This is a genomic window from Bacillus arachidis (assembly GCF_030285945.1).
GTDB classification, from domain to species: Bacteria; Bacillota; Bacilli; order Bacillales; family Bacillaceae_G; genus Bacillus_A; species Bacillus_A arachidis.
In genome coordinates, this window is the sequence record NZ_CP127376.1 from 837,704 (window position 1) to 863,051 (window position 25,348).

The following is a 25,348-nucleotide window of genomic DNA, read 5'->3' on the forward strand; positions in this document are numbered from 1 at the left end:
AAGAAATGAAATCCCATAAAATATATTCGAATATTCGATTTTAAATTTCGCGAAGATGTAATAAAGGTGTGAAATGAAATTTCAAAGTAGGTGAGCGAATGCTAGAAAATTTATCGACAGAGCATCGTAATGAAAATACTATGAATTTAGATGAAATGAGTATAAAGCAGATTTTACAAACAATGAATCGAGAAGATTATAAGGTTGCTATAGCGGTAGAAAAAGAGATTGAGCATATCGAAAAAATTGTACAAAGTGCTATCACATCTTTTCAAAATGGTGGTCGTTTAATTTATATCGGAGCTGGCACAAGTGGGCGTTTAGGAGTTTTAGATGCTGCCGAATGTCCACCGACATTTGGAACAGATGAGAAACAGGTACAAGGATTTATCGCAGGTGGATCAAAAGCGTTTACGAAGGCGGTGGAAGGTGCTGAAGATCGAGAAGACTTGGCAGTAGAGGATTTAAAGGCTATTCAGTTAAATGATAAGGACACGGTTATTGGAATTGCTGCAAGCGGTAGAACACCTTATGTAATTGGCGGATTGAAATATGCAAACTCCGCTGGTGCAAGTACAGCTAGCATTTCCTGTAATAAAGGAGCAGAAATAAGTAAATTTGCAAAAAAGAGCGTGGAAATAGAAACAGGGGCAGAGGTGTTAACAGGATCTACACGCTTAAAGGCCGGAACTGCACAAAAATTAGTGCTGAATATGATTTCAACAGCTTCGATGATTGGGGTAGGAAAAGTTTATAAGAATTTAATGGTTGATGTGCAATCAACAAATGAAAAATTAGTTGAGCGCTCCAAGCGAATTATTATGGAGGCGACAGGAGTAGATTATAAAGAAGCGGCAGTATATTACGAGAAAGCAAAGCGTAATGTGAAAGCTGCAATTGTCATGATATTACTGCAGTGCGAATATGGGGAAGCACTTGAAAAATTAACAGATGCGAAAGGATTTGTGAAAAAGACATTATAAAGAAGTGGGATTTATTGAAATGACACGAAAGGAAATACATAATGCAAAGAAGCTGTAAAGAGAAGTAAAAATTTTTAATTATAATCAAAATTACTTTCCATTCTAGAACGCTGGGAAATTCAAGATAGTGATACTGGAAAGGCGACAGAATGTTTATTGCCAGCAGAAGAACAGCACTATTGAAAAGAAATGAGATGAAAAAAATGAAGCGTGTAAAAATATCGCCATTATGTTAAAGATAATGGCGATATTTATCTATTAAGAGTGTTGCCGTACTAAAGTTTGGCTAGGCTGATGTGCAACTGTTTTAAAATGAGAAAATAAATAACAGCCAGTAACAACGATGAATGTGCCTACAATTTGTATCCAAGTTAGTTCTTCCCCTAAGAAAGGAAACGCTAAGATGGCAGTGAAAATGGGATTGAAATTTAGGAAGATACCTGATGTAGTTGCTCCTAATTTTTGAACGCCAATATTCCAAAACACCATACAGACTACAGTTGAAATTAAACCTGTATATAGTAGTGAAGTGATAAATGAAGCATTGATATTGGAAACAGTAAAGCTTGGTATATTAAATGGAAGCAATATAATGACACCAAAAATACCAGAATACAAAGTTGCCATCATTGGCGTAGTTGTTTTTGTTGCCCATTTACTACAAACAGAATAGATACCCCAAATACAAACTGCGGCCATCATCCACAAGTCTCCGCTATTAAAATGTAATGAAAATAACAGTGCGATATTTCCTTTTGAAAGGACGAGAATTACACCAAAAAAAGAAAGAATCATAGATAAGATTTGAAGTGTATTGATTTTTTCCTTTAAGAATAAAGATGAAAAGATTGCAATTGAAATCGCATTTAGTGTAGAAATAAGCCCTACATTTGTTGCTGAAGTTTGCTCTAACGCTAAAAACTGAAAAATATTAAAGAGAACAACACCGGTGATTCCCATAAGTAGTAAGGGAAGAATTGCGGCGCGCGGCGGGAGAATTTTCTTTTCTTTAAACCAGACAATTGGTAATAAGCAAAGAACGGCAATGATCCATCTTAAATTTGTAAGCGTCATTGGAGAAGCATGATCTACAAGTGATTTTCCAACGACAAAGTTTCCCCCCCATAGTAAGCTTGTTAGAAGTAGTAAAAAGACATAAAAATAAGGCATCGTTTAAACCCCTTTGTAAAAGTGAGAATGAATTGTAAATAATTTTAGCATTTTTCTTTGTTATCTAATACATTCTTTTGTATAATGGTGAAAATTCAATAAAATGTTTTGTTAGATGGTATAATTACGAAACTTTATTTAATTTTACTGAGATTATTATACATTTTTCCGAAGAATCGTCAGTAAGAAAAAAGGGGGATTTTTATGGAGGCATCTATTATTAAAGTGTTAGATGATTTGGACGTACAAATTTTAGATATTTTACAAAAGGAGTCACAGGTAAGTAATGCCGAACTTGCACGTCGTGTTAATTTATCACCAGCTGCAATGCATGCAAGAATAAAGAGGTTAGAAGGGGAAGGCTTCATCGATAAACAAGTTGCTATTTTAAACCAGGAAAAGCTTGGATTCGATTTATTATGCTTTATTTTTATGAGCACAAATATTCATCAATCTGAAAAACTTGAAGTACTGGAAAGGGAACTGGAATCTATGCCGGAAGTATTGGAATGTCATTGTTTAACAGGGGAGTATGATTACTTATTAAAGGTCGCAAACAGAGATCGTAAGGAACTCGAGCGTTTTATTAGAAAGTTAAATAAGCTTGGAATTACAAAGATACAAACGAGCTTAGCGCTTCGTGAAATTAAGTATTCTACAGTATTACCGATAAGAAATTCGAAAACAAGTACTGAATGAGAGCGGTACTTGTTTTTTATATGTAAAATTCAGAATAATAATTGACGTGAGTAAGGAGTGGGTGTATTATTATATAAATTTATGAATTAATATACATACAGAGGTTATAAATATTTAATTTAAGGGGATTAATTATGCAAATATGTAACGCGATTACAAGTGATGTGAAAGATATATATAACTTAATTGAAGTATATTCGAAGGAGGGAGTTGTTCTTCCGCGTTCTCTTTTATCTTTGTATCAACACTTGCAAAGTTTGTATGTTGTAAAAGAAGAAGGGAAAATTTTAGGGGTTGCTGGATTACATGTTTTAGGAGAAGACCTTGCAGAAATACGCTCATTAGTCGTATCAGATACATATGCAGGTAAAGGGTTAGGACGTATGTTAGTCAATCATGTAGTGAGTGAGGCTTCTAAAATAAAGGTAAGAAGAGTTATTTCCTTAACGTATGAAACTACATTTTTTCAGAAGTGTGGTTTTGATTTTGTTGATAAGAAGTTGTTACCTGAAAAAGTGTGGGTGGATTGCAGACATTGTCCGAAATTTGATTGTTGTGATGAAGTTGCGATGATTCGGTATGTGGTGTGAATGTTAGAGCGTATGCGGGCACATACTCAGTGAGAACGTATCACTATTGAGTATGTGTTGTTTCTATAAGTCTAGCTACGAACAAAAAGAGGTATAAAAAATAAAAATGGATGATTGACATTTTATAAATCATTCATGTAGAATATATATGAATGACATTCAGTCATTTTTGTGAAAGGGTGTAGATAATGTCCAAAAAAGAAAAAATTGTATACGCTGCTATCGAATGTTTTAGGGAAAAAGGAATTGAAAAAACAAAGATTTCAGATATCGTGAAATCTGCTGGTATCGCTCAAGGAACCTTCTATTTATATTTTTCGTCAAAACTATCTGTAGTGCCTGCAATAGCAGAAGTTATGGTTGAGAAGATGATACGTGCAGTTGAAGAAAAAACAAAAAACAGCTCTTCTTTCTTAGAGACATTTTCGCAAATCGTAGATGCAATTTTTGATTTTACAAAGGAACATTACGAAATACAGGCATTAATATATCTTGGTTTAGCATCAACTGAACATATAAAAAAGTGGGAGAGTGTATATCAACCTCTTTACATTTGGATAAAACGCTTTTTAGAAGAAGCGAAGGAAGCTAATGTGGTACGGAATTCTATTCATGTTGAAAGAACGTCAAAACTTTTTATTGCTTTAGTTGAATCGGCAGCAGAACAAATTTATTTATATGATCATGCAAAAGAGGAGGAAGCTAATTTACAAAAAGCTGAAATTTTGGATTTTTTAACACATGCATTGCATATAAGAAAATAAATATCCATTGGTTGTAACATAATGGATAAATTTTTTAAAAGAAAAATGAATGATAGTCAGTCATAAAGGATGGTAATTTATGAAAAATAAAGCTTGGTTATATGTAATATTAACATGTATTTTTGAAGTGTTTTGGGTGTTTGGTTTTAATACTGCTCATGCATGGTGGCATTGGATGATAATTGTAGGAATCATTATGATTGATTTCCACCTGCTGTCTAAAGCGTGTGAACATCTTGCGACAGGAACAGTATATGCCGTTTTTGCCGGAGCTGGAACTGTAGGGACTTTCTTGATGGATGTTTTTCTTTTTGGAGGAAGTTTTAGTCTAGGAAAATTATTCTTTATAGTTATGATAGTAGCTGGCGTTATTGGCTTGAAGTTAGCTGATAACAAAGAAGCAACACAAGAAGAAGTTATGAAAGGAGCTGCTTAAGGATGGGATGGATTTTCGTCTTTTGTGCCGCAATTAGTGAAATGATTGGTGTAATCGGTCTTAAAATGTATAGTAAAGATAAATCAGTAACAAATGGTGCCATTTATATAGGTGGATTTGGTATTTCTTTTGCATTCTTATACACAGCCTTCCTATTTTTACAGGTAAGTGTTGCCTATGCAGTTTGGATTGGTATAGGAACAGCGGGCGCCGTCTTGTTGAATATGTTCCTATTTGGAGAATCAAAAAGTAAGGCACGAATTATCAGTGTGGCTCTTATTGTATGCGGAGTGACGGGATTAAAGGCCCTTTCTTAAAGAGGGGAAATATATGTATGATTTTATCTCCTAATAGAACAACTTTCTAAGTTCTATCAGGAGATTTTTTCATGGAGGGATAAAGGTGAATCATCTAGGGTGTGCCTCTCTTTAATATTTCTATCAAAATCGTAATAACCGCTTTTATAATTTGATTCAGCTACTCAAAAAACAGTATATTAGAAAAATTCATATTAGATTTGGCTCTATTGTTGACAGTACAATGAAATTTCATATAGAATGAATGACAGTCATTCTATACGTGTGTGAAAGGACTCAGATAATGAATAAAAAAGAGAAAATTGTTTATGCAGCTATTGAAGTGTTCCAGGAAAAAGGGGTTGAAAAAACAAAGATCTCTGACATTGTAAAATTGGCTGGCATTGCCCAGGGGACTTTCTATTTGTATTTTCCTTCTAAATTATCTGTTATGCCTGCAATTGCAGAAGTTATGGTTGAAAAGATGATACATGCAGTAAAAGAAAAGGTACAAAATAATGAACCTTTTTCAAAGAAAGTTATGCAAGTGATAGATGCTGTTTTTGACTTTATAGAGGAAAATCGTGAAATACAAGCATTAATGTATGCTGGTCTTGCGTCCACTGAACATATAAAAGAATGGGAAGCTGTATATCAGCCTCTTTATATGTGGTTAAGTCAATTCTTAAGTGAAGCAAAAGATTTAGGCGTAATTCGTAATTCTATTCATGTGGAAAGAACTGCAAAGTTATGTATCGCTCTTGTTGAATCCGCAGCAGAGCAAGTTTATTTATATGATCATAAACAGGACGATCAGGTCAATCTTCAGAAAGCTGAAGTACTAGACTTTTTAACACATGCATTGGATATTCGTGAATAAGCTGTTAGGTGAATCCATTTATAGCAAAGAGATGGATTCATTCCACCTGAAATGAATGAAAATCAGTCATTTTAGGGCGGGGATTTTATGAAAAAGAAAGGCATAGGTAAATACGATAAGTAAATTTCATTATTCCATCCATATGGAAGATATGATGTTTCAGCAATCAGTGATTTTGTTGTATCCCGTTATTTGTAGGGGGAGGGAGAATCTTTGCTAACAAAAACCCTCGTGGATATCATTAGCGGGAAGGATTTCACATCAATGATTTTTACAGAAAGAGGTGTTGATAAATGAAGAAATCAATAAAAGAACAAAAGATGGTATTAATCATTCTTCTTAGTAATATATTCATTGCATTTCTCGGAATTGGTCTCATTATCCCGGTTATGCCGTCATTTATGAATATTATGCAATTATCAGGAAAAACGATGGGATATCTTGTTGCCGTATTTGCAGTGGCGCAATTACTGATGTCGCCATTAACAGGACGCTGGGTTGATCGTTATGGCAGGAAGAAAATTATCATAATTGGATTATTTCTTTTTGGTATTTCAGAACTTATCTTTGGTTTGGGAACGCATGTATCGGTCCTTTATATATCAAGGATGTTAGGAGGAATTAGTGCTGCCTTTATTATGCCTGGTGTTACGGCATATGTTGCAGATATTACATCTGTTCAAGAACGGCCAAAAGCGATGGGATATCTTTCTGCTGCCATCAGTACTGGTTTTATTATTGGGCCTGGCATCGGTGGGTTTATTGCAGAATATGGTATACGCGTGCCTTTCTTTTTTGCGGCAACCATTGCCTTTATTGCATGCGTTTCTTCCATATTTATTCTGAAAGAACCGTTAACAGCACAGCAGCTAGCAGAAATTTCTGCTAGTACGAAGCAATCAAACTTTATGAGAGATTTAAAAAAGTCCCTAAGTCCGGTATACTTTATCGCATTTGTTATTGTATTTGTACTTGCTTTCGGTTTATCAGCATATGAAACTGTTTTTAGTCTGTTTTCTGATCATAAATTTGGTTTCACACCGAAGGATATTGCTACCATTATTACAATAAGCTCAATCTTTGGTGTTGTTGTACAGGTATTTTTATTTGGAAAGCTAGTAGATATACTTGGTGAAAAAATGTTGATTCAATTATGTTTGATTACAGGTGCAATATTAGCTGTCGTATCTACATTAGTTTCTAATTTTTGGGTAGTACTGGCTGTAACGTGTTTTATCTTTCTTGCATTCGATTTACTTCGCCCGGCATTAACAACATTTTTATCAAAATCAGCTGGGAAAGAGCAAGGCTTTGTTGCTGGGATGAACTCAACTTATACAAGTTTAGGTAATATCGTTGGACCGGCTATGGGGGGAATACTATTTGATGTAAACATTCATTACCCGTATCTTTTCTCTGCTCTTATTATGGCTATTGGTCTTGGTATTACATTCATGTGGAAAGAAAAACAGTTGGCAGAAAGTTTAGCGAAATAATGAAAAATTAGTAAAGTGAATTTTGAAATATAGCCTGAAAATAAGCAAAATGCCCCTTAGAACTTGAAGGGGGATTTTGTGAAATTATAGGGGTTCTGGAATGGATTTTCATTTTTTAGCATGGTGATAGATTGATAATAAGAGTTAAAAATGATATAGAGAGGAAGTAAAAACATGGATTGCTTTGCCAGATTCAATCTTAAAATATAAAACGATTTCATAATTACTCTTTTCCAGAATGCTATTCAAATCAAAAAACATCTCTTGTTTTTTGATTTGAATTTATAATTCCGATTATAAATTCGAATGTTTTGTATCTAGCAATTAAGCATTCCTATCAATCAAAGATAAATAACAAAGGAGATTGACCGCCGCATATTTATGTATAGGCTGTCATCTCCTTTTTATTTTATCTCACTATGCGGGCAGTAATACTCCCACCTCAAAATTCAGCTAAAGCATTGTCCAGTGCCAGTGGCTAGAATGTTCGGTGGCTTCGCTTCTTCCTGTGAGGTAAAAGACACCTTTACGTCAGAAGCGTAATCCCCCCTCGCATTCTGGACGAGCCACTTCCACTTTTCTTTAAGAAGTTAGGCGGGAGATAAACTGCCCGTAAAAGCCCGATTGGTGAGGGCTAATAATCAGTGGGTGATGAAGAAATCCCCTACTTTATAAAGTGAGCCCAAAGCGCTTTAATTCGATAAAAATACCTTCCAATTGTTTCCCTTTATCCGTGAGAGTATATTCCACTCGGGGAGGAACCTCAGGATATACCGTTCTCGTTACAATACCTTGACTTTCTAATTCTTTAAGGCGAAGTGAAAGTGTTTTTGGGCTGATACCATCCATTGATTTTAGTAGATCACTAAATCGCAATGTTCCTTCAATAAGAAGATCACGAATAATTAAAAATGTCCATTTTGTTCCAATTGCGTCGAGTGTTTTTGCAATAGGACAAGGTATACCAGGTGAACCTTTCGTTAATACAATCGGATCTATATTGCTCATGGAAATAGCCTCCATAAAATTTTTTTGAATTGATTTGCTTTATAGTATCACAAAACTATCCTTTTAGTAACTATATGTAAAAAATATCACTACTTCCAAAAGGGAAATTACTACATATAAAATAGCATTAGGAACCACAAATGATTTCTAAACTAAGGGGGTGACTATAATGAAAATGAAAAATGGAACAAAAAAGGTATGGTGGTCATTTAGTTTCCTTGTAATTTGCATTGTCATAATCGGTACCGTGTTTACTGCATGCAGTAATACAAAAACGTCTACTTCTAAAAGTGAAATTCAGTTGTTGAAAGACATGCCAGAACCTAAGACAATGACAATCGATTCTTCATTAAGTCAAAAAGAAGCTACAGCAATGATTCATGCAGCTCAACGTTTTTATGCATTTTGGGATACTGGCAATGCGGATCTTATTCCACAAACCGTTACAGAGAAGTTCTTTGATAATACGTTGCCAAAAGGACGCCCGCAAGGTCCCGAAGGCTTAGCATTTGCTGCAAAAAACTTTCGTAAAGTTGTTCCGGATATACATTGCGCGATCGAGGATTTATTAGTGGTTGGTGATAAGGTTACAGCTCGTTTATCCTTTACAGGAACACATAATGGAAAGCCAATTAACTTTCTTGCAATAGATATTTTGCGCATTAAGGATGGGAAAATTACTGAAGACTGGCATTTAGAAGATAATCTTACTCTTATGCAACAACTTGGAGTAGTAGCTGAGAATTAAATGATAGGGAATGTAAATATAAAATTCAATAAAGATAAAGGAGAGAAACACGATGAAAAACATATTAATCATAAATGGTCATCAAAAATATAGTGCAGACGGAGGGAAATTAAATCAAACATTGGTTGATCACATGGTCAGCTTACTAAGTGAAAAGAATCATGTGAAAACAACGATTATCCAAGATGGATACAATATTAAGGAAGAACAACAAAAATTTTTGTGGGCAGATATTATAATCTATCAAACGCCAATCTATTGGTTTAGTGTTCCGGGGTTATTTAAAACGTATATGGATGAAGTATATGAGTATGGTTTGTTTTTTAAAGGGGCAGATCAATATGGCACAGGAGGATTACTAACAGAGAAACAATATATGTTTTCTACTACATGGAATGCAACCAAGAAAGCATTTCAAGATCCTTCGCAATTTTTTGAAGGTGAGAATTTAGAAGAAGCAATCAGTCACTTGCACCGAGTGCAGAAATTTATTGGCATGAAACCTTTCAAGAGTTTTGCGTGCTATGATGTAGTCAAAAACCCTAACATTGATACGTTTTTAGAAGAACTTGAAAAACATTTAAAAGAAGTGGTAAACATTTCCTGAATTTTAGAAATAAATAGCTAGTAAAACCTCAATCTTCAGATTGAGGTTTTACGGTTATGCAAGTTATTCATATTATATAAATGCGGATTGAAAGATCGACATAAAACCCTTTCTTTTAAGAGGGGAAGGGGACCGATCATTTAGCCCCATGTCATGTGAAAACAGAAGGAAAAAATGAGTGAAGAACTTCTTTTGTTTTCATAACTGCGACTTATATGTCGGAAATATAACATGGATATATAAATAGTTAATTAATTTGATTTCAATACTCTTTAGCTGATTCCGTAGGATGAATCCAGAGCTTTGAAAAATCGGTCCAACCAAAAGAGTCAATTGTTACGTTTTTCAAAGAAGAGGGATATGTTTTCTTCTTAAAAACATGATAATTAAATAGAACAATATATTCTGTTTGAAGAAAATCTTCAATTTCATACATAAGCTTATAGCGCTTTTCTTTATTTTCTTCTGCTAAGAACGTATCTAGTAAACAATCAATCTGCTTTTTGTAGTGGGAATGCATAAATCGATTAATAAAGCAGCTTTTACTTTTAAATATATTGAGAAAAGCTATTTCTATATCTGAATTCAAAACTTCTCCCATTAAAATAATATCTGCGTTTTGATCAATAGAACGATCCGAGTAGTCTGAGACTGGAAAAGGGTGCAATTCCACTTGTATGTCTAAGGCCTGGCAACGTTCTTTTAGCCAGATGGCATCACGGGCACTATCTTTAAAGGAGAAGAAATACATATGTATAGTTTCACCTTGATAGGTACTCTTCTGTAAGTAATATTTAGCCTTCTGTAAAGAATAGAATTGTTTTTCTGCTATCCGACTTCTCTCTGGAAAGAAGCTGAATGCGGGAATTGTGCGCGTTCCTTGTAAATCGCGAATAATCGATTCAACATCATATAGCTCTCTCCAAGCTTTTCGAAAATAAATATCATGATGGGGACCGGATTTTGTAAAGTTGAATGCAGCATATATACAGCCGGTTTCTTCTATTTGTACTTCGTGTTCTTTTGTATGTTCAGTATTTGGCAGTTCATAATGTGTATGTATTTGTGCATGTTCCGGAATCCGCCAAAATTCAATACGATCAAGTAAAGCACGTTCTTTAAAATAATCGGCAAATGCTTTTAATATAACTTGATCATCATCATAACAATGTAATTGAAATGCGCCTGTCCCGATATAATGATGATTCTGTATTTCTGCATCATGAGGTAGAATAGCTAATTGTATTGAACTTACATAATGTAGAAAAAACAAGTTTGGCTTTCGCAAATGAAAGCTTACTTGAAATGGTGATGGTGTTCCAATCTGTACAATCTCTTCTGTTAGCCAAGCGTAGGGAGAGTGAACACACCGTAGTCTTTCAAATGAAAATTGAACATCTTTAGAAGATAAAATGGTTCCATTATGAAATTGAACGCCTTTGCGTAAATGAAAAGTCCATGTAAGTTGATCATCACTCACTTCCCAAGTATGAGCGAGATGTGGCTCAATTTCTTCTGTGGCGTAGTTGTAAACAACTAACGTATCAAAAATTTGACTAATGAGGTGACCCTCTGTTGTGACAGCTGCAAATGCTGGATCAAGCGGTAATATCTTTCTCGAACAAGGTATCTTTAACACGTCATACATATCGTTTAAAGGTCTGTATCCAAAATGTTGTTGTAGTTTGTCTTCTAAACCTTTTCGAAGGGAAATAGGAAACGGTTCTTTCAAAAGAAGAAATACTTCCTTTAATTTATCTTGTTGTAATAGGAATTCGGCATAGGGAATAACTATTTCTGAAATGGTATGGTGAAAGAGAATTTCACTTTTATTTCCTCGTCCACGTCCTGGTATCCAAGTAATTAACTTTTCTTCAGTCATTTTTCTAAGTACAATTTTCACGTTTTTTGTACTGCAGTATAAAATATCGGCTAGTTCTTGCAAGCTATTATGTATGTACTGTTTTTCTGGATCATGCAATCGTAGTTGAATATAGTAGTCCATCACTTTCATGTTTAAACGACTCCTTCTTTCTAAAAGGGGAAATTCTTTAGAATATTCTAACCTTTTTCTCCCTTTTTTTCAAAGTAAAATGAATACACATAAGGGGGAGAGAACAAATGGGATTTTGGAGCATGCATCGGAATATAAAAATTAGAATTATAACTTCATTTTTAACACGTACGGTATCAACGATGATTTTCCCGTTTATGGCAATTTATTTTTCAGTAAAGCTCGGAAGTGCTCTTGCAGGCGTTTTATTATTAGTGAACGTAATGGCAGCGCTAATTATCGGGCTTTATGGCGGTTATATTGGAGATCGATTAGGGCGAAAAAAGGTTATGGTTATAGGACAAGTGATACAAGTTGTTTCAATTGCTTGTATGGGAATTGCAAATTCAGATTATGTAGATTCACCTTGGCTTACCTTCGTGTTTATGTTAATGAATAACCTTGGTTCAGGGCTTATGAACCCGGCGACAGAGGCGATGTTAATTGATGTGAGTACACCAGAGAATAGAAAGGTAATGTACAGTATCAATTATTGGGCAATCAACTTGTCTATTGCGATTGGAGCGATATTTGGAGGGTTATTATTTGAACACTATCGCTTTCAACTGTTTGTCGTATTAACAGTAGTAGCATTACTGACATTGTATTTGATTACAGCATATATGGAAGAAGTATATGTTACTCAGCAAAAGACAAAACAGAAGCATGTTTTAAAAGAAATGGCTGAAAATTACAAGGTTGTTATGACAGATAGGGCATTTTTGATATTTTGTTTGGCAAGTATATGTACGTTATCGTTAGAATTTCAGATCAATAATTATTTAGGTGTACGCTTGCAAAAAGAATTTGAAACGATGCACTTTGCATTTGGTAACGATATTCGTTTTGATCTAACAGGTATCCGCATGCTAAGTTGGATTTCCGCAGAGAATACGATTTTGATTGTTTTATTTTCAGCGCTTGTGATTAAAATGATGAAACGTTTTAATGACTTGAAAATTCTATATGTTGGCTTGTTTATCTATACAGTTGGATTTACAATACTTGGATCGAGTAATAGTTTGTGGATTTTATTAATAGCAGGGCTTTTTCAAACGGTTGGTGAGATGATGTATGTGCCGGTTCGTCAATCCATTATGGCAGACATGGTACCAGATAATGCGAGAAGTTCTTATATGGCGATTAACGGAATGGTTTTTCAAGTAGCCAAAATGAATGGCGCATTAGGCATTATGCTAGGTTCTTTTATAGCATCATGGGGAATGAGCTTCGTTTATTTTCTAGTGGGTGTAAGTAGTATTTTATTATTTAGAAAAGCAATTAGTAGGACAGAATACCGTGAAGAAAACATACCTCATATAGGATAAGGAAATATATAAAAAGCGAATCGTTTTTATAATGATTCGCTTTTTATATTCCATTTTAAAAAAAAACGTCTGCTTCAGCTAATGTATTGCTAGTGCCTGGGTTCATTAAAAGGTTCTTCAGTTCACCTACTTCAGAGAGAGCGACAAGGATATAGCCACTAATTAGTACAATGAGTCCAATGGCTCTTAATGTTTGCAAGCTAAGTTCTCTTTTGTTTTCCTCAGAGCTATTTGGGGGCGTTAAAGTTTGAGTGTTGTTCATCGTAGGGTTCCCATCTTTTATATATGTGATCAAACATTTTTGCACCAGAACTGAGATAAAATGAATGCGAGTATTTTTACATATGAATCTATGAAAAAATTGATGAAATTGTCAGTTTTTTATTTTTGAAAAAATTATTTATCTATTTTTATAAAAAAATATTTTTTTGACCCCCAGAAAATTCTTATTTCCTCCGAACATATATAGTAAGGAAAGCAAATGGGGAAAAATCATTATGCAAAAAACACTATTAAAAGGCACTATGGTAACTATGATGGCATGCAGCCCGTTTCTGATAGGAACAGCAGCTTATGCTAGCGAAAACACAGATGCGGTAAAAACAACGGAAACAACATCGAAGCATTAGCAAAAGTGCTAGATTAAGTGGGAAATCCAAAAGCAAAAGCTGCAATTACCAAAAATATAGAGAAGAGTTTTTCAAAGATTGTAGCTAAAATAGAAAAAGAGCAAGAAAAACAAGCGGACACTATTGCAAAAGAAAACAAGAAAGCAGATCAAAATACAGAAGTAACTCCAGCACAACCAGAACAGGTAACACAGCCAGCACATAAACCGGCTGTTTCTTATGAGAAGCATGAGCAATCAAACCAAAAGGGTCAAACAGAAAAGAATGATCATCAAGACAACGGTAAAAAAGTCGGTCACGAAAAACATGAACAACAGCAAGAAGACAAGCACAAAGAAAAGTAATAAAAAAATGTGATGAAATGGTCACTTCTTTAGTGACCATTTTGCTATTTGAAGCAAAAGGAGGGAGGGAGATTACTAGTGTTGAGTTTAGTGATGAAGATCATAAAAAAATCGAAAATAGAAGATATCGTATTTAACATACAAAACAACGGAGGAGATAGGGAAGCTTTTATCGCACAGTATCGGCCTTTTATTCGAAAATCAATCTCGTCTGTCTGCCGCCGGTATATTACGGAGCAGGATGATGAATACAGCATTGGATTGTTTGCGTTTAATCAAGCAATTGAACAGTATTCATATAAAAAAGGAAAATCTTTTCTAGCGTTTGCTGATCTTCTTATAAAAAGAGATGTAATTGACTATATACGCAAGGAGTCTAAGCATAATCTCGTCTTTTTAAAAGAAGACCAGCAAGAGGAAATGGTAGAAATGCAAGTATCGCTTACGGAGTATATGAAAGAGATGGAAAACAGAAACCGTAAGGAGGAGATTCTTCATTTTCAAATTGTACTAGCTGAGTTTAAAATCACATTTTCAGAGCTTGCTAAGGAATCTCCAAAGCATCGTGATACGCGTGAGCACTTAATAGAAATTGTAAAGATTATTATAAAAGAAGAGAAAATGATGGAAGAGCTGTTCCGAAAGAAAAAGTTACCGCTTAAACACATTGAACCGCGTGTTAGGGCAAGTCGGAAAACGTTGGAGCGGCATAGAAAATACATTATTGCAATGTGTATTATCTTTGCAAACAACTATACATATATTCTTGATTATATAAGAGGGGGGGAAGCATGATGAATAAAGGAATTGTGATGGATATAAAAAAACGTAGCGTAGTTGTTTTAACACCGGATGGAGAGTTTATTACGTTTAAAAGAAAATCGCACTCTTATATGATTGGAGAGGAAATCTCGTTTAACGAACAGGAACAAAGAGTACCGCGTTTTTCAATCCCTTCTTTTTTAAAGCCTGTATCATTACTTGTTGCTTGTTTTCTATGTGTGTTTCTGTTTTTCTACTACCAACCGGAAGAAAAAGCATTCGCTTATGTCTCAATTGATATTAATCCCAGTTTAGAGGCAAGCGTAACAAAGGATCTTCGTGTTATAGATTTGCGAGCTTGTAATGATGATGGAAAGCGCATTTTAAAAGAAATGAAACGATGGAAAAATAAACCTTTGCAAGACGTAGTACGTACCATTGTAAAGCAAAGTCAAGAGGATGGATACTTAACGAATGACAAGCAAGTTATGCTAACAGCTGTTACAAAGGACAAGTTGCTAGAACCCCAGTTGGAAAAGGCTATGCAAGAATTAAAGAAAGAGTATGAGACAAAACATGTTACAGTCGTATATCAAAGCAGTACGATGCAAGTGCGAGAGAATGCCAAGAAAGCAGGAGTCAGCACAGGCGTCTATATAAAGCAAGAGAATGAGAAGAAGAAATCGCTTACTCCTCCTGCGCCGCCGTCTAATCAGGAGGAACACCTTCAGGAGAGACATTCGCAACCAAAGTCATCATCCGATGCATCAGCGGATTTGTCTCCTGTAAAAGAAGAAAGATTTGAGAAGCAAGAGCAAATAGAACAAAAGCAATCCCAGGAACAGCAACCCCAGCAATCAAAAGGAAATAATGGGCATCAGCAAGAAAACAACGGTAAAGGACATAAACAAGAAAATAAAGAGTCTCAGCAAGAAAACAACGGTAAAGGACATAAACAAGAAAATAAAGAGTCTCAGCAAGAAAACAACGGTAAAGGACATAAACAAGAAAATAAAGAGTCTCAGCAAGAAAACAACGGTAAAGGGTATAAACAAGAAAATAAAGAGTCTCAGCAAGAAAACAACGGTAAAGGATATAAACAAGAAAATAAAGAGCCTCAGCAAGAAAACAACGGTAAAGGATATAAACAAGAAAATAAAGAGTCTCAGCAAGAAAATAAAGGCAATATAAACGCAAATAACGGGCATAAAAAAGAGGACAAAAACGTTCCTGCCACGCAACATCAGGGGAAAGAAAAGAAAAATCCATAGAATATTGAAGAATAGGGTTCGTTCCATGTTAGGATTGAAATCATTTCGTACAGCAACCTTGATTTTGAGAGGTATCGAAGCCATGCATATGATGAAAAAAGGGCAACTTCACCAAAGGGTGAAATCTGCCCAAAATGAGGTTGAAGTCATTCATAGGTTATTTGGATTAGTCGTTTGATCTCAAAGTTAACAGGAAATTACTGTTCTATATTCCTATTAAGCTATTTTCGCACCAAAACCCTAGAAGGTCTATCTATTAAAATAGTTTGCGTTTGCATTCAGAATAAAAAGAAAAGGAGTATGTAAAAAAATAATGGAGAAAAAAATTCAACAAGAGACAGATAAATCAAAACCCGTTTTTTATGATCCTAAAGGAAGAAGAAAAATAGCTTTCAGTTGGTTTCTATGTATCTCAATAGTTAGCGTAAGTATTGTATTTTATTTTTTCTTTCGAAGTATTTTTTCAACACCAGAAATTCCAAATATGAATCCTTCTGTAAAGCAAGATACTAAACTTGTACCTATTAATCAAAAACTCAGCGACCAGCAGTTAAAGAAGGAAGAATTCAAATCTCCTAATACCGAAATAAAGAATAATGAAAATTCTGAAAAATTAATAGACAATGGCGAACAACCTAAAGAAGTTTATGGTTTTTATGTAAACTGGGATGAAAATAGTACTGCTTCTTTAAAAGAAAATATTGATTCATTAACCATGTTAGTACCAGAGTGGTATCACTTAAAAGCAAACTTAACAATTAGTAGTGAGATTAAACCTGAGATTGTACAGTTGGCAAAAAAAAATCATGTGAAAATTATGCCTTTGCTTACTAACTATACTCAAGAAGCTTCTGGTCCTGATAGTAAACTTATTCATAAGTTACTGAATGCTCCAGATAATGTACAGACAAAGTTTATTAATGATTTAGTAAAGCGAATTGAAGAGAATCAATTTGCGGGTATTAATATTGATTTTGAGTCAATACCTGAAGGTGATAGAGATAAATTAACAAATTTCATGAAAGAACTTACTACGGTCTTTCACAAACATCATTTGCTCGTAACTCAAGATGTCCCTGCTAATGATAAGGCCTTTGATTATGGTGCATTAGCTAAAGTAATAGATCGTATGATTGTCATGATGTATGACGAACACTATGGGGCAGGGAAACCAGGACCAATTGCTTCAAATAAATGGTTTGAACATACGCTCAATGAACTAGACATTCCCTCTGAGAAACTTATCGTTGCTTTCGGTAATTATGGATATGATTGGGAAGTAAAGAGTAAAGCACCTGCGAAGTCTTTAACTTTCTCAGAAATTATGACAATGGCTCATGATTCAAATATAAAAATTCAATGGGATAAGATTAGTGGAAACCCTTATTTTCGATATAAAAAAGGAGCGAAAGAACATACTGCTTGGTTCTTAGATAGTGTTACTCTTTATAATCAAGTAAAAATCGCAATGAACAACAATGCAAAGGGGTTTGCATTATGGAGACTAGGAGCAGAAGATCCTACTGTATGGAAAGCTTTAAAAGATCCTATTGAAGTACAAAAAAATCCTGATGCATTACATAAAATCGCTGGTTTAGATGAAGTAAATTATTCTGGACAAGGCGAAATTTTACAGATTGAGAATGAAAGACAAAATGGATTAAGAGATTTTAAAGTAGGCAAAGAAGGTTATCTTACAGATGAAGTGTATCAATCACTACCATCTGCATATCAAGTGCAGCGCTATGGAAAACCAAAAGGAAAACAAGTAGTACTAACATTTGATGATGGACCAGATCCTAAATACACACCGGAAATTCTAGATATATTAAAAGAGAATAAAGTAAAAGCAGCCTTTTTTGTACTTGGTGAAAACGCTCAACTAAATCCTAGTCTTGTTAAAAGAATATACGATGAAGGGCATGAAATTGGCAATCATACCTTCAAGCATCCTAACGTAGCTGATACGTCTTTACTACGAACAAAAGTAGAACTGAATACAACTCAGCGCCTGATTCAGGAAATAACTGGACATTCTACGGTTTTATTTAGGCCACCATATGAAGCAGATGCTAACCCGGATTCATCAAATGAAATATTGCCTATTTTGCGTGCACAAAATATGAACTATACAATGGTGGCAGAAAAAGTTGATCCTGAGGACTGGGCGACGCCATCAACAAGTGAATTGGTAAAACGTGCTCTTAATCCCATTTATAAGGGGGAGGGAAATGTTGTTCTTCTCCATGATGCAGGAGGGAATCGTACTCATACGGTAGAGGCGCTGCCAATGATTATTAAAGACCTTAAAAAGCATGGATATAGTTTTGTAACAATTTCAGATTTAATGGGTAAAGAACGAGATGAAGTTATGCCTCCCGTTTCTTCTGAGGGTAAGCAATATTTACTTTACAATAAAGCTGTTTTTTCTGGAGCGGGATATGCTAAGCACATATTAACAACTATTTTTTATATTGCTATTGGATTAGGTATTTTCCGATTCCTATTTTTAATTTATTTTGCATTCAAGCAAAAAAGGAAAACAAGGTCCCGTTTATTTACTAATTCGTCTTATCAGCCTTCCGTTAGTGTTGTGATAGCAGCATATAATGAAGAGAAGGTTATAGCCAAGACGATCCGCTCAATTTTGGATAGTGATTATAGAGATTTTGAAGTTATTGTTGTTGATGACGGCTCGAAAGATGATACGTCAAAAGTAATTCAAGAAGCATTCCATAAACATCCTAAAGTTCGTTTAATTCAGAAGGAAAACGGTGGAAAATCATCCGCGATGAATTTAGGATTTCAAAAATCACGAGGAGAAATCATTGTCACTTTAGATGCGGATACTATTATTGCGCAAGATGCTATTTCGCTAATGATTAGACACTTTGAAGATCATAATGTAGCGGCAGTTTCAGGTAATGTCAAAGTGGGAAATAGACGGAATTTGTTAACTACTTGGCAACATGTTGAATACATTACAGGATTTAATTTAGAACGCAGAGCCTTTGATGAATTGGATTGTATCACGGTAGTTCCTGGAGCTATTGGGGCATGGCGTAAAAAGAATGTAGTTGAATCTGGATATTTAAGCGAAGATACACTTGCAGAAGATACGGATCTTACTATAACATTTTTACGTCAAGGGCATCGAATTGTATATGAAGAAGAAGCGTATGCTTATACGGAGTCGCCTGAAGATGTGAAAAGTCTCATTAAACAGCGATATCGTTGGTCGTATGGTACACTGCAATGTCTTTGGAAACATCGAAAGGCGTTGTTTAATCCAAAGCATAAAACATTAGGGTTTGTTGCATTACCTAATATGTGGCTATTTCAATATATTCTGCAATTCATTGCTCCTTTAGCAGATATATTAATGATTATGGGGCTATTTGGTAGCAATCCTCTAAAAGTTTTAGGATTTTATCTTGTGTTCTTTGTAATGGATCTTTTCGCTTCTCTTTTCGCATTTAAATTAGAGAAAGAGAATCCTAAACCATTAGCGTGGTTAATTTTACAACGTTTTATTTATCGTCAATTTATGACTTATGTTGTAATTAAATCTGTCTTTTCATCTATTCGAGGAGTAGCTGTGGGATGGAATAAATTGAAGAGAATGGGAAGTGTTGAGCACTCCTCTAAACATAATGAGGCATCATAAGAGAGCAGATAATCTGCTCTCTTTTTTTACTAGTAGCTTCTTAATTTGAATAACAATAGCTATGAATGATGTGGAACGAAAAATGCAAGTGGTAGAAAAAGAGAGAACGGGAAAATATGCTTTCTTCGTATGGCGATATTAATCTTCATCACAATTTCCAAGTCCAAACAATAACCCAAATAAATGCACAAGATAGAATCCGAAAATTAGATCTATAAATGTAAATATTTACTAAAATTCTATTTTTTGTACACATTACCATTTAGAATATTCTTGCATTTTCTAATGTTTCGTTTGATTTGCTGATTTTCAAAAAAATAAACCTCTGTACCTGACCAAACAAAAACCCAACACACAATGCTTAATACTCCTGCAATATAGGCATGATTGCTTGAAAGCTTCAAGAATATCACCCCAATAATAATACCAATCACAAACAAAACAATAGCCTTTTTGACATTTCTAGCATATGTATATTCCTCTTCGTTCAAAAGGTTAGAAAAAGTGTTAAATGTGGCAGTCTTCAATGACTTTTCATCAAAATCATTCTGACCTGAAAAAAATATTTCTACTTCTTTTCTTTTGCCACTGTGTAGCTTTGACAAAATAAAATCTTCAAGGTCAGAGCTTAGGTGAACATCATCTGAGCTATAATATCTTGAAAACGGAGTATCAGTTTCACCTAAATAGATATTTATACTTAATTCATCTTTCATGTTAACCCTCCTTTAAATCTAATTTACTAGTTGAAAGTCAACCTTTTATCAGTATGGTCAAGATAGCAACAATTCTTACGAAAACAGCGTTGTAAAAAGAGAAAGTCAATTCAAAAGTACCTGTAAGCCGTACTTATGCAAAAGAATTAAAGAAGCTGTTTCGTATTTAACAAGCAGCTTTTGGTATTTCATCCTTCTTTTTCTGTAATGCAAGCGCTTACGTAATTACTTACATCCTATACAATAAAGCCATCAAATAGAAAGAGGTGGCAAAAATGAGTGCAAAAAAAGTATACGATTTTTTAACACATTGTATTTTTATTACATTATGGTAACTCCTAAAATAAATATTTGATTCCATAATATATAAATGTAAAAATTGTAACTATCTTCTTTTAAAAATTTTATTTGAAGAACACGAGCCGAAAAAGAACTCATCTTCTAATGAGTTCTTTTTTTCGTTTATATAAAATAAAATGAAGCAGATATTTTATTGTGTCTATAGGTTCTATAAACAATTTTATCGAGGGGAACTGTTTTGGCTAGGACCGAAACAGGAGAATCCCCCACCTCAGGCGCGTGTAGAGGTAGGTGGGGTAGTTCAATAAATTGAAGATACATCATCCTAGGTACATATCTTCTAGAGTTAGTTTTGCTATTTAATTGTTGAGAATAAAAAACAGAAAGTGTAGCTGCTTTAGCTACACTTTCTGTTTTTTCATTCAGAATACACAATCATTCATTTAAATTTCCGATGAAGAAATTCGTTTTTTTGTTTTTGGTACGATAATAAATTTAATAAAAAATATGCTGACTATAACAGTTGAAAGGATAGGTAAAAACTGCTGTAGTGAAGCGAATATAATAATAGAAAATACCGCTAGCTGAACGACTGCTAATGAAAATAAAAGAATAAGAAATTGACGTACCCTCTCTTCAGATGCAATCGGATATAATGCCACAATAGTATTTCCCGAAAAATATTTCCACAAGGAACGCAGTTGCATCGAGGTCATATATAAGAGACAACAAGTAATAGCGCCTTTTACAAATATATTTGGTACGAAATATAAAATAAAAGAACCAATGGCAGTTAATCGAATGTATATTCCAAAATAATCATTTGCACGTAAGAATGATAAAGTGTTCAAATATAAAAAAGTAGATTGGTTTTTATGTAATATAGGTTCTATCCAATTTGTTAGCCATTTTCTTTTCTTTACTTGTTTTTTTAGCTGCGGAACATCAGTGAAAAAGCTTGCAAATTGGTAAAAGTGCATGTCCATTTTTTCTTCTTGTTCAATGATATACTCCCAGTTAATTCGTTTTGTTGGTTGTTTTACTGTATAAATAAGTATAAAGGCTGGAAGCAAGAGAACAGCACCGAATAGAACGACTGATACGGACTGAAAGAGCATATAAAGAATCAGTGCGTTACAAGTGAATCGAATGATGAACCAGATTTGGCTGTTATATTGATCACGCCATATCCAATTGATATACAGGTTCCAACCTTTTATTAACATTAAAATGAAAAAGATCGTACATAAGAATGGAACAGGTGTCTGTAATGTTTGTATTGCCAGCGGTGTAATGATTAGAAACGTAAATAGTAATGGGAAAAGCTGTATGGCGTAATTATAGAAAAGAGATTGTTTGAAATAAGGTGTTAATTTCTCTTCAAGTGCCAGTAAATAGACAGCGTCAGGCTTTTGGATAAAAGTACGGATCTTACATCTCGTTATAACGATTGTAAGTACAGTTGTGATGAGTAATAATGAGATTCCTTTAGAAGGAGCTGTTTTTAAAAACTTGGCGTAATAATAAGCACCGATACACGAGATAAAGATGAAGCTATACAATAAACCACTAATCATCCGGAAAAAATACATTATGCTGTTTTGAAGATGTTTTTGAAAGCGATCGCTCCATAGCGTTTCAATTGACATGTTTTTCACCTCTATCATCTATTATAAAGGTTTCTTTCTTGTACCAAAATAAAAACGAACAAATTGCTTTAAGCAACTTGTTCGTTTTTATTTCTTTTTTGATCACGATTCATTAATGGATAAAAGGCGAAACCAATTACAAATAAGCCAATTCCAAGAAGGAATGTTTTTATATCTGAGGATCCCGTTTTAATAACCCATAGTGCATAGCAAAGGGCAATGAATGCGACAATACCATCTATAATTCGTGAGCTCATTTCATTTTTATACGTTTCACCAGTTACAACAAGTTTTAATTGGAAGATCGGTGAAACGAGATAAGGGATTAAGTAGGCTAAGGTTGAGACAGTAATAACGAATGTATAGGCCTCAGCAATTGTCCCTGATAATGTTGAGAATAAGAATACTTGTGACATAATGTTTGTTAATCGTAATGAGTAAATAGGACTCCCTTTTTTATTTGTTTTTGCAAAGAAGGAAGGGAAGAACCCCTCTTTTGCCGCTTGATACGGTACTTCTGAGCTTAATAAAATCCAGCCTAAGATAGAGCCGAATAGGGAAGTAAGGGCAAGTAGTGCCATTAATTTCCCACCGCCATGACCCATTGCAGCATTTAATGCATCAGCTAATGGACGTTCAGAAGTTTGTAGTTTATCAATGTGAAGAACACCCATTGTTAAAATTGTAATTCCTAAATAAATGGCAACAGTTATTAATAAGCCAGCTACAGTAGCATGTTTTACCGTTTTTGGCGATTTCGCACGGTTTGATAAAAGAACGGCCGATTCAATACCGATAAATGCCCAAAGTGTTGTAAGGGCAGCTAAATTTACTTGTGAAAGTAGTCCATGTGACACGCCTTCTTTATCAATCATTGGTGTGTACCATTGTCCAAATTTAGAAGCTTGAAATGCAAACAAAGTAACAACGATAAATAGAAGGAATCCAGTCACCTTTGTTGTTGTTGCTAGGAAGTTTAATTTCCCGGCTCCGTTTACACCGTTTGTTAAAATCATATGTGTTCCCCATAGTAAGCAAGAACAGATGCAGAATGTAATCAGTTTTCCAACTTCCACATCGAAAGAGCCGATTGAAAATAAGATACGTGTATCTTTCATAATAGGGAAGAAGAGTGATAAATAACCTGCAAAAGATGTAATAATAGCAACATTACTTGCCCAGTTTGCGACCCAGTAGCCCCAAACTATGCTGAAACCAGCCATTTTTTTCTTTTTTGGTGATGAGAATAAAGCATATGCATGACTTTGTGGTCCTGTTGTTAAATCAGGACGACGAATTGCCAAATTACCGAAAACAAGAGCTAGCATTAAAACACCAAATCCTGTTGTTAACCAAGCTAATGTAACACCGAGTGGGCTTGCTGTTTGTGCTAATGTACTAGGCACCATGAAAATACCAGCGCCAACCATATTGCCGACAACAAATGCTGTCAGTACCCAAAAGCCCCATTTTTTTTGTTGCATAAAAGAATACCTCCCAAGTTAGTATAACCAAGTCAAGCGAGGAGATATGTATGTCTTCCAAAAAGGAAGTAAGGTAAGCTTCATACAAAACAAAAAAAGCACGTGTCATTGTCGCTACGTGCTTTCTATCTTATAGGAAACCCACGACATACCTCTCGATAGCTCTCCACAAACAAATTGTTTGTGACAGTTCTGCATTTATTAAATAGCAGACCCAGCAAGAATGCACAGTGGGCATGTCTTACTTCGGCAACCATTCCTTTCCCATTCATTCATCGATGCCACTACATCTCCTGAAATGATACTCTTAATGATTGCAACCTCTACCTCACCGAGATACGAATGAGGATTTATGTATTAAATTAACATAATCAAGGGTAACAAATGTATTTTTATACGTCAATGGATATGGTAATAGTCAGACTATAGCGAACAATTTGTTAGTAAAAGAAGAGAGCATTTTTTAGAAAAAAAGTTCGGTTAATTTATGTGTTAAACTATTGAAGCGTAATAGTGAAATCGTGTTTCGGAAAAAGAATTACATAGTAATTAGTAAATGGAGGTACGGTATGACGTTAATTTGTTTAGAAGGTGCCAGTGGTATTGGTAAAACGACGACGTGTAAAAGGATTGCGGAGTTGTACAATGCTTATGTGATTCCAGAAGTAAATTTCTTATTTCAGCGCCCTAATCCTGAACCGGAAAATTGGTATCTCGAAAGGCAAGTTGAAAGATGGCAACTCGCACAAGAAAAATTAAAATCGTATGATGTAGTTTTATTTGATGGAGATATCTTTCAGCCCATTTGGTATAACTGGATTTATGAGGGGGAGTTTCCACAAACTTTACCGTTTTTGAAAGAGTTTTATGTAAATCAAATGAAACGGAAACAGATAGGATTTCCGGGTGTCTACATTCATCTTTCTACAAGTGAAACAGAATTAAGAAAAAGGAAAGAAAATGATACGACCCAAAGACGAAGTAACTTTGAAAAACATCTAAGGCTTATAGAACCACAAAAGCAGTATTTTCAATATATGAATACTGTTTCTCCTAATGTAGTCCATTTTGTAGATGCAGTGAGTATTGAAGAAAATACAAAAAGTATTTTTGATATTTTGTCTCGCTTGAATCTAGAAAAACAACATAATTACTCTGTATCTTTATTAGAGAATGTAATGGATTGGGTAATGAGTAGTAACCCTAAAGCATATGAGATAAGTGAATAGGGAATGAAAGAATATATATCCGACTTGATTTTCCAACATAGATGTATCCATTTTAACTGAGAAGTCCATCTTCTCTAAATGAAGTGAAGGGGGGGATTTCAATTTCAAGCACTTAAGTCGTGGCTATGAAAATAAAAGGTAATCTCCACTCGCTTTCTCCTTTTGTTCTCGCTTGGCATGGGGGCAAAAAGGCACTGACGATTCTATCCATGGCCGGACGCTCTCTTCCTAACTAAAAA

At 34.6% G+C, this 25,348-nt stretch carries 22 protein-coding genes, 2 pseudogenes and 1 riboswitch; of the genes and pseudogenes, 17 read left to right on the plus strand and 7 right to left on the minus strand.

Translation table 11 applies throughout. From position 1 onward, the window contains the following. Positions 1 to 98 precede the first annotated feature (98 nt). The gene (murQ, locus tag QRY57_RS05945; protein ID WP_286016893.1) at positions 99 to 983 is read left to right on the plus strand and encodes an N-acetylmuramic acid 6-phosphate etherase; all 885 of its coding nucleotides are present in this window, start codon (positions 99 to 101) and stop codon (positions 981 to 983) included. Between the two features lie 258 nt (positions 984 to 1,241). On the opposite strand, the gene QRY57_RS05955 is transcribed toward murQ, so the two are convergent. Next, positions 1,242 to 2,153 carry a DMT family transporter gene (locus QRY57_RS05955; RefSeq protein WP_286016894.1) on the minus strand — a complete coding sequence of 304 codons (912 nt, stop codon included), beginning with the start codon at positions 2,151 to 2,153 and terminating at the stop codon, positions 1,242 to 1,244. Positions 2,154 to 2,357: 204 nt separating this feature from the next. Here QRY57_RS05955 and QRY57_RS05960 point away from each other — a divergent pair, with 204 nt between their 5' ends. The 7 genes from QRY57_RS05960 to QRY57_RS05990 all read left to right on the plus strand — a co-directional run bounded on the left by QRY57_RS05960 (position 2,358) and on the right by QRY57_RS05990 (position 7,314). After that, complete coding sequence (locus QRY57_RS05960) at positions 2,358 to 2,852, plus strand: Lrp/AsnC family transcriptional regulator (RefSeq protein WP_026590755.1); 495 nt, start codon at positions 2,358 to 2,360, stop codon at positions 2,850 to 2,852. Positions 2,853 to 2,986: 134 nt separating this feature from the next. Then, positions 2,987 to 3,442: an N-acetyltransferase gene (locus tag QRY57_RS05965; protein WP_286016895.1), complete on the plus strand. Its 456-nt coding sequence runs from the start codon at positions 2,987 to 2,989 to the stop codon at positions 3,440 to 3,442. 185 nt (positions 3,443 to 3,627) lie between these two features. After that, a complete protein-coding gene (locus QRY57_RS05970) occupies positions 3,628 to 4,206 on the plus strand; it encodes a TetR/AcrR family transcriptional regulator (RefSeq protein ID WP_286017809.1) in 579 nt (192 codons plus the stop codon). Between the two features lie 79 nt (positions 4,207 to 4,285). Next, the gene (locus tag QRY57_RS05975; protein ID WP_208018017.1) at positions 4,286 to 4,642 is read left to right on the plus strand and encodes a DMT family transporter; all 357 of its coding nucleotides are present in this window, start codon (positions 4,286 to 4,288) and stop codon (positions 4,640 to 4,642) included. 2 nt (positions 4,643 to 4,644) lie between these two features. Continuing rightward, positions 4,645 to 4,959, plus strand: a complete 315-nt coding sequence (locus QRY57_RS05980; RefSeq protein WP_208018016.1) for a DMT family transporter — start codon at positions 4,645 to 4,647, stop codon at positions 4,957 to 4,959. A 280-nt stretch (positions 4,960 to 5,239) separates the two neighbouring features. Next, positions 5,240 to 5,818 carry a TetR/AcrR family transcriptional regulator gene (locus QRY57_RS05985; protein WP_026590750.1) on the plus strand — a complete coding sequence of 193 codons (579 nt, stop codon included), beginning with the start codon at positions 5,240 to 5,242 and terminating at the stop codon, positions 5,816 to 5,818. A gap of 293 nt (positions 5,819 to 6,111) precedes the next feature. Next, on the plus strand, positions 6,112 to 7,314 hold the full coding sequence (locus tag QRY57_RS05990; protein ID WP_090691295.1) for an MFS transporter: 1,203 nt from the start codon (positions 6,112 to 6,114) through the stop codon (positions 7,312 to 7,314). 669 nt (positions 7,315 to 7,983) lie between these two features. On the opposite strand, the gene QRY57_RS05995 is transcribed toward QRY57_RS05990, so the two are convergent. Further along, entirely contained in the window at positions 7,984 to 8,322 is a 339-nt protein-coding gene (locus tag QRY57_RS05995; RefSeq protein ID WP_026590748.1) for a winged helix-turn-helix transcriptional regulator, read from the minus strand. A 169-nt stretch (positions 8,323 to 8,491) separates the two neighbouring features. Here QRY57_RS05995 and QRY57_RS06000 point away from each other — a divergent pair, with 169 nt between their 5' ends. Next, complete coding sequence (locus tag QRY57_RS06000; protein ID WP_286016896.1) at positions 8,492 to 9,070, plus strand: ester cyclase; 579 nt, start codon at positions 8,492 to 8,494, stop codon at positions 9,068 to 9,070. 52 nt (positions 9,071 to 9,122) lie between these two features. Continuing rightward, positions 9,123 to 9,677, plus strand: coding sequence for an NAD(P)H-dependent oxidoreductase (locus QRY57_RS06005; RefSeq protein WP_286016897.1), 555 nt, complete (start codon positions 9,123 to 9,125; stop codon positions 9,675 to 9,677). 262 nt (positions 9,678 to 9,939) lie between these two features. Here the strand turns inward: QRY57_RS06005 and QRY57_RS06010 are convergent, their stop codons facing one another. After that, the gene (locus tag QRY57_RS06010; protein ID WP_286016898.1) at positions 9,940 to 11,691 is read right to left on the minus strand and encodes an SgrR family transcriptional regulator; all 1,752 of its coding nucleotides are present in this window, start codon (positions 11,689 to 11,691) and stop codon (positions 9,940 to 9,942) included. Positions 11,692 to 11,798: 107 nt separating this feature from the next. On the opposite strand from QRY57_RS06010, the gene QRY57_RS06015 reads away from it, so the two are divergent. Next, positions 11,799 to 13,058, plus strand: coding sequence for an MDR family MFS transporter (locus QRY57_RS06015; RefSeq protein ID WP_090691300.1), 1,260 nt, complete (start codon positions 11,799 to 11,801; stop codon positions 13,056 to 13,058). Between the two features lie 55 nt (positions 13,059 to 13,113). On the opposite strand, the gene QRY57_RS06020 is transcribed toward QRY57_RS06015, so the two are convergent. Beyond that, complete coding sequence (locus QRY57_RS06020; RefSeq protein ID WP_286016899.1) at positions 13,114 to 13,320, minus strand: hypothetical protein; 207 nt, start codon at positions 13,318 to 13,320, stop codon at positions 13,114 to 13,116. A gap of 384 nt (positions 13,321 to 13,704) precedes the next feature. Between QRY57_RS06020 and QRY57_RS06025 the strand changes: the two genes are divergently transcribed. The 5 genes and pseudogenes from QRY57_RS06025 to QRY57_RS06045 all read left to right on the plus strand — a co-directional run bounded on the left by QRY57_RS06025 (position 13,705) and on the right by QRY57_RS06045 (position 19,731). Further along, entirely contained in the window at positions 13,705 to 14,031 is a 327-nt protein-coding gene (locus QRY57_RS06025; RefSeq protein ID WP_286016900.1) for a hypothetical protein, read from the plus strand. 78 nt (positions 14,032 to 14,109) lie between these two features. Beyond that, positions 14,110 to 14,833: pseudogene (gene sigI, locus QRY57_RS06030) on the plus strand (RNA polymerase sigma factor SigI). Next, complete coding sequence (locus tag QRY57_RS06035; protein WP_286017810.1) at positions 14,826 to 16,064, plus strand: anti-sigma factor domain-containing protein; 1,239 nt, start codon at positions 14,826 to 14,828, stop codon at positions 16,062 to 16,064. Before sigI ends, QRY57_RS06035 begins: the two are co-directional and overlap by 8 nt. Next, positions 16,060 to 16,242: pseudogene (locus QRY57_RS06040) on the plus strand (IS6 family transposase); the annotation flags it as partial. The gene QRY57_RS06035 and the pseudogene QRY57_RS06040, both read left to right, overlap by 5 nt. 135 nt (positions 16,243 to 16,377) lie before the next feature. Then, the gene (locus tag QRY57_RS06045) at positions 16,378 to 19,731 is read left to right on the plus strand and encodes a trifunctional glycoside hydrolase family 18/polysaccharide deacetylase/glycosyltransferase family 2 protein (RefSeq protein ID WP_286016901.1); all 3,354 of its coding nucleotides are present in this window, start codon (positions 16,378 to 16,380) and stop codon (positions 19,729 to 19,731) included. Positions 19,732 to 19,970: 239 nt separating this feature from the next. On the opposite strand, the gene QRY57_RS06050 is transcribed toward QRY57_RS06045, so the two are convergent. The 3 genes from QRY57_RS06050 to QRY57_RS06060 all read right to left on the minus strand — a co-directional run bounded on the left by QRY57_RS06050 (position 19,971) and on the right by QRY57_RS06060 (position 23,880). Then, positions 19,971 to 20,447, minus strand: a complete 477-nt coding sequence (locus QRY57_RS06050) for a hypothetical protein (protein ID WP_286016902.1) — start codon at positions 20,445 to 20,447, stop codon at positions 19,971 to 19,973. A gap of 743 nt (positions 20,448 to 21,190) precedes the next feature. Next, entirely contained in the window at positions 21,191 to 22,396 is a 1,206-nt protein-coding gene (locus QRY57_RS06055) for an ABC transporter permease (RefSeq protein WP_090691310.1), read from the minus strand. 68 nt (positions 22,397 to 22,464) lie between these two features. Beyond that, positions 22,465 to 23,880 carry an amino acid permease gene (locus QRY57_RS06060; RefSeq protein ID WP_026590736.1) on the minus strand — a complete coding sequence of 472 codons (1,416 nt, stop codon included), beginning with the start codon at positions 23,878 to 23,880 and terminating at the stop codon, positions 22,465 to 22,467. A 151-nt stretch (positions 23,881 to 24,031) separates the two neighbouring features. Continuing rightward, positions 24,032 to 24,214: riboswitch (Lysine riboswitch) on the minus strand. A 235-nt stretch (positions 24,215 to 24,449) separates the two neighbouring features. On the opposite strand from QRY57_RS06060, the gene QRY57_RS06065 reads away from it, so the two are divergent. Next, positions 24,450 to 25,109, plus strand: a complete 660-nt coding sequence (locus QRY57_RS06065) for an AAA family ATPase (RefSeq protein WP_286016903.1) — start codon at positions 24,450 to 24,452, stop codon at positions 25,107 to 25,109. Positions 25,110 to 25,348: the final 239 nt, after the last annotated feature.